This window comes from Polyangium fumosum (genome assembly GCF_005144585.1).
In the GTDB taxonomy this organism is placed as follows: domain Bacteria; phylum Myxococcota_A; class Polyangia; order Polyangiales; family Polyangiaceae; genus Polyangium; species Polyangium fumosum.
The window spans coordinates 1-4,954 of record NZ_SSMQ01000163.1 but is presented as its reverse complement, the minus strand read 5'-3'; the positions used below and the strand labels follow the sequence as shown (position 1 = coordinate 4,954).

The following is a 4,954-nucleotide window of genomic DNA, read 5'->3' as shown; positions in this document are numbered from 1 at the left end:
GAAGGTCGCCTCCGGGGAGGGAAGGGTTGCTGGTTTCTTGGCGGATTCAGGATAGACGTCTACGTTGCTCACAGCTTGTGAACTCCAGCTCGATTGGGGTTTGCAGGTCAGACGCCGGTCGGTGTTGCTAGCACCGGCTGGCGTCGCTTGTTTTGGTCTCATGGATCGGGGGGAAAAGCAATTGCGAAATGAGGGGACGGGTTCGTCGCGGGACGAGCCACGATCCGCCGCAAAAGGCGCGAGGAGCATCGTTATGGATGCTGCGATCCAGGCCGTTTGGCGGGCCGTCCGGTGAAGGACGGCCCGCCTTGCGGGGTTCAGGATGCGCGGCGGTAGACCAGGCGGCCGAGGGTGGCGATGACGTGGTCCATGCGATCGAGCACGCGTGCATCGACCGTGCCGATGTAGCGCATGGCCTGTGCGACCTGGATGCAGGCGAGCACCTCCCGGGCGGAGCCGAGGGCTGTTTGATAACGCTGCCGTTTATGACCCGCCGTGTTTCCGGCTCCTTCGGCGACATTGAGGGCGACGCTATGCATGGCCCTGCGCAGTTGCCGAGCCAGATCGGAATCCCTCCGTTCAATCTGCTCCGCGATCCCCGCCGCGTCCCCAGCCATAACCAAAACGACCTCGTAAATCCTCAGCATGACGAAACCCTCCGTCCGACGACCCTTTCGCCGGGACCCCCGTCCCACACCGTCGCGCGGAGGCCTCTTCAAGGCTGCGCAGCACCGCCCGGAGCCGCCCGGAGCAGCACGCAGTGCTGCGAGGACGGCGAGGACGGCTTGGCCTTGAAGAGGCCGAGCACGACGGTACGCTCGCCGTCCCCGAGCGGGTTCTCTGAATCCCGCTTCCGCTCCCGCTTCCGCTCCCGCTTCCGCTCCCGCAGCCGCTCCCGCAGCCGCTCCCGCAGCCGCTTCCGCTTCCGCTTCCGCTTCCGCTTCCGCTTCCGCTCCCGCTCCCGCCTCCGCTTCCGCTTCCGCTTCCGCTTCCGCTCCCGCCTCCGCTCCCGCTACCTGCCTCGTCGGCGAGCCCCCCGCGTGATCGGACTCCGCCGCCTGCCTCGTCGACCAGGCCCCCGACGAAGTCCGACCTCCTCCGGGGTCTCGCCGACCAGGCCCCCGACGAAGTCCGATCTCCTCCGGGGTCTCGCCGACCAGGCCCCCGACGAAGTCCGATCTCCTCCGGGGTCTCGCCGACCAGGCCCCCGACGAAGTCCGACCTCCTCCGGGGTCTCGTCGACGAGGGATCCGGGTGAACTTACGTTGTAGTTACGTGTAGGCACCACGAGGTGTCCTTCGTGTCTGTGAGCACACGAGTGCGGCAGGGCTGCAGGAGCGTGCCCGGTGGGCTCTGGGCCCATCGAACCCTTTCCGCTCCCGCGCCCGCTCCCGCTCCCGCTCTCGCTCCCGCGCACGGGACGTGTCGGAGCGCTTCCAGATTCGGCTGAAGGTGTACGGGTGCGAGCGGGAGATTGCCGCCCTCATCTCGGCCGTGGACCGTGTGTTGACCTGGCGATTGCAGACCGCGCCGAAGAGGTCGCCGCGCTGCCGGTGGACGGCGTGGGGCTGCTCCGGGCTGAGTTCGCCGCGACGACTTCATCCAGCGCATGTCCGATTTCCGGACCAACGAGTTCCGCGGGCTGAAAGGGGGCGAGCGGTTCGATCCCATCGAGGAGAATCCGATGATCGGATATCGTGGCTGCTATCGCTACGTGATCTCGTTGGCCAATTGAGAGCCCGGACGCTCTTGAGGCCAAAATAGCGCTCTAGAATGCGGCGCGCCATGCATTCTGGGGGAAGTTCCCCAGCGAATTTCGCGCCTAGCTGCGGGAACCTCTCGCCATGTTCGGGGACGGCGGGCAGACCCCATGGAGAGCAGCCGCCGGGGCGTTCGTTGTTCGTCTTTTCCTGAAACCCATTCAGGTTCGCGAGGCGCTCCGGAAACTGGCGGCTCACACCTCGGCGGCCTGGGCATTGCTGCTCGTCCGGTCGGAGAGCGCTGCTGCTGTCACGGCGCTGGATTGGGGGGATTGTATGGTGAGAACGAGCAGGAATTTCCCACGCATGAAGGCGCGCTCGTTCGTGGCGCTCTTCTCGCTCTGTCTCGCGCTGCCAGCCTGCAGCGCCGGCACGCAGGTGAAAGGACCCGCACGCGCGCCGGAGAGCTTCCCGGCGCTGCGCGATCGCGTCGTCGATGCGTGGCTCGCCGATCACCCGCAAAGCGCGCGCCAGCTCGGGCTGCACGCGTTCGACGGGGTGGTGCCCGATTTCCGCAAAGCCGCCATCGATGCGCGGCTCTCGCGCGCGCGCAAGGCGCGCGAGGAGCTCGCCGCGGTGCCGCCCGCGGGCCTCTCGGCCGATGATTCACTCGACCGCGCGCTTCTGTTGCAGGAGCTCGATTTGGAGCTCTTCGAGGTGGACGAGATGCACGTCTTCCAGAAGGCGCCGCAGACATACGAGGAGCTGTTCGCGGTGAACGATTACCTGGACCGCGATTATGCGCCGCTCGAGGTGCGGGCGCGCAAGCTCCTCGCGCACGAAAAAGCCGCGCTCGGGCAGGTCGCCCATGCCCTCGCCAACCTCTCACGCCCGGTTCCACGGCCGGTCCTCGAGACGGGAATCCATATCTACAAGGGCTACGTGCGTTACCTGCGCGAGGACGTCCCGAAGCAACTCCAGAAGCTCACGGATGTCGCCCTGCTCGCGGAGATCACGCAAACCAACGAGAAGCTCGCTCGCGAAGCGGAGACGATGGTCGAGCGCCTGCGCGTCGATTACCTGCCGTCCGCGGATCAAAGTTTTGCGCTGGGCGAGGCGGGGTTCAGGAAGCTCCTCGAGGTACAAGAGGGGCTCCATCTTTCGCTCGACGAGTTTCTGCGCCTCGGAGAGGCGGATCTCGAGGCCAACCGGCGCGCCTACGAGGCGTTGCGTAGCAAGGTGACGCCGACGCGCACGACAGCCGAAGAGCTCCTCGCCGAGGCGACGAAGCTCGTCGACGCGGCGCGGGCCTTCGTGGTCGAAGAAGATATCGTGACGATCCCCTCGCAGGAGCCGATCCTGGTGAAGGAGACGCCGCCGTTCATGCGGTGGAATTCGGCCTTCCAAGACGCGCCCGGGCCCTTCGAGACCGCGCGGGTGCCCTCCTTCTTCTACATCACGATGCCCGATCCCTCGTGGCCCAAGGCCGAGCAAGAGGCTTACCTGCCCTGGCGAGGCCAACTGATCTCGATCACCACGCACGAAGTTTGGCCGGGCCATTTCCTGCAAGGTCTCTGGCAGAATCGATCGCCTACACGTGTCCAGAAGATGTTCACCAGCTACTCGTTCAGGGAAGGGTGGGCGCACTACGGCGAGCAGATGATGATCGACGAGGGGTTTGCCGCGAACGAGCCGGAGGCGCGCCTGGGGCAGCTCTCGGACGCGCTCCTGCGTGATTGCCGCTACGTCGTCGCGGCGGGCCTCCACGCGAAAGGCATGACGGTCGAGCAGGCGGCGGAGCGATTCGAGAAAGAATGCTTCCAGGACCCCGCCACCGCGCGGGAGCAGGCGGTGCGTGGAACATTCGACCCGGGCTATTTCGCGTACACGCTGGGCAAGCTGCAGATCCTCGCATTGCGGGAGGAGGCCAAGAGGCGGCTGGGGAAACGATTCTCCCTGCGGAAATTCCACGACACGCTGCTCGCGCACGGGGCGCCGCCGATCGCGCTCGTGCGTGAGCGGGTGCTCGCGGAGATGGAGGCGATTGCAAAGTAGCGGCTCTCGTCACCCGGCCCGAGATGCCAAGAGAGCCGCGAGAGAGAGGGGCGTCAAGGCACGGCGTCAGAGCACCGAAGAGAGAAACCGCCGCGTTCGCTCGTGCGCGGGATTGTCGAAGACGGCTTTCGGCTCGCCCTGCTCCACGATGACGCCCTCGTCCATGAACACGACGTGGGTCCCGACCTCCCGCGCGAACCCCATTTCGTGGGTCACCACGACCATGGTCGTCCCCTCCGATGCGAGCCGCTTCATCACGGCGAGCACCTCGGCCACCAGTTTCGGATCGAGCGCCGAGGTGACCTCGTCGAACAAAATCAGGTCCGGGCGCATGGCCAGGGCTCGTGCGATCGCCACCCGCTGCTGCTCGCCCCCGGAGAGCTGCCCTGGATGGCTCAGGGCCTTCTGGGCCAGCCCCACGTGCTCGAGCTCCGCCATGGCCCGCTCCCTGGCCTGCTCCCTGGGCATGTGCAGCACCTTTTCCAGGGCCAGGGTGATGTTCCCCAGCGCGGTCCTGTGAGGAAAGAGGTTGAACGCCTGGAACACGATTCCCATGTGCGTTCGCACCTCGTTCAGGTTCACCCGAACGTCGGTGATGTCACGGCCCTTGAACCAGACATGCCCGGACGTCGGCTCTTCGAGCATGTCGATGCAGCGCAGGAGCGTGGATTTGCCCGAGCCAGAGGTGCCAATCACCACCAAGACATGGCCGTACGCAAGATCGATGTCGATTCCCTTGAGCACGTGCAGACTGCCAAACCACTTGTGAATGGCCTCCAGCCGGATGAGCGGCGCGCCCGCCGGGACCGGTCCCGCCGGCCACGCCGGGGCATTGGCCTCGCGGCTCATGCCACGGCCCCCAAAAGACCGCTCCGCAGCCGTTTCTCGACCCAGGTCACCAGCCTGATCAGGGGCAGCGTGACAACGAGATAGCCGAGCCCGGAGGCGACATAAAACGTCGCGTTGAAGAATTGCGAGTAGCCCTGCGAGCCGACGGTGAAGAGGTCGCGCTGCGCGTAGGACAGCCCCAGAAAGGCGATGAGCGAGGTGTCTTTGATCAAGATGACGAACTCGTTCATGAGGGGCGGGATGACCCGCCGCACGGCCTGGGGAACGATGACGTACCGCATCGATTGCATGTAGCCGAGCCCGAGGCCCCGGGCCGCTTCCATCTGGCCGCGCTCGATCGACTGGATACC

Annotated in this window: 4 protein-coding genes and 1 pseudogene; 2 read left to right on the top strand and 3 right to left on the bottom strand. The window is 66.0% G+C overall.

Features of this window, described 5'->3' with window-relative positions:
- Nucleotides 1-317 precede the first annotated feature (317 nt).
- Entirely contained in the window at nt 318-647 is a 330-nt protein-coding gene (locus E8A74_RS51420) for a four helix bundle protein (protein ID WP_136931061.1), read from the bottom strand.
- An 858-nt stretch (nt 648-1,505) separates the two neighbouring features.
- On the opposite strand from E8A74_RS51420, the pseudogene E8A74_RS56275 reads away from it, so the two are divergent.
- Nucleotides 1,506-1,717, top strand: a pseudogene (locus E8A74_RS56275) (hypothetical protein); the annotation flags it as partial.
- Nucleotides 1,718-2,066: 349 nt separating this feature from the next.
- Nucleotides 2,067-3,755, top strand: coding sequence for a DUF885 domain-containing protein (locus E8A74_RS51405; RefSeq protein ID WP_170230027.1), 1,689 nt, complete (start codon nt 2,067-2,069; stop codon nt 3,753-3,755).
- A 66-nt stretch (nt 3,756-3,821) separates the two neighbouring features.
- On the opposite strand, the gene E8A74_RS51400 is transcribed toward E8A74_RS51405, so the two are convergent.
- Together E8A74_RS51400 and E8A74_RS51395 are read right to left on the bottom strand one after the other, a co-directional pair.
- Nucleotides 3,822-4,604 (bottom strand): amino acid ABC transporter ATP-binding protein, encoded by a 783-nt coding sequence (locus E8A74_RS51400; RefSeq protein WP_136936548.1) that lies wholly within the window; start codon nt 4,602-4,604, stop codon nt 3,822-3,824.
- Nucleotides 4,601-4,954 (bottom strand): ABC transporter permease subunit (locus E8A74_RS51395; protein ID WP_136936547.1); only part of this gene is annotated, 354 nt, incomplete at its 5' end. The genes E8A74_RS51400 and E8A74_RS51395, both read right to left, overlap by 4 nt.